Here is a 277-nt window from a genome sequence, read left to right as displayed (position 1 = left end):
GAAAGGTGCTGCTCGTATACCTCAACTTTCACGTGAATAAGCGAAATGGATATTAGAATACCATCTCCCTGATTGCTTCCAACACCAACTCCACAAGGAGCTTTCGAATGACGAAACAGGTCGCTAATACATTGCCTATTCATCTTTAATTTATATTTGGAGAAAGTTGTATGCGCCCTCGTGCCATAGTTTTGTTATCTGGTTGTTTAGACTCAACAACTTGTTTAGCATGGGCGCAAGCACAGTATGACTGTACAGCGCTCAGCTTTATGTATGG

At 41.9% G+C, this 277-nt stretch carries 1 protein-coding gene; it reads left to right on the top strand.

Translation table 11 applies throughout. The features are described 5' to 3' along the window. Positions 1–170 precede the first annotated feature (170 nt). Positions 171–277: 7-cyano-7-deazaguanine synthase (locus tag ACG9ZB_RS17295; RefSeq protein ID WP_419326854.1), on the top strand; the 107-nt coding region annotated here is incomplete at its 3' end.

It is taken from the genome of Acinetobacter johnsonii (assembly GCF_048551975.1).
In the GTDB taxonomy this organism is placed as follows: domain Bacteria; phylum Pseudomonadota; class Gammaproteobacteria; order Pseudomonadales; family Moraxellaceae; genus Acinetobacter; species Acinetobacter johnsonii_A.
Note: the sequence above shows the minus strand (reverse complement) of the source record. Positions and strands in the feature narration are given on the sequence as shown.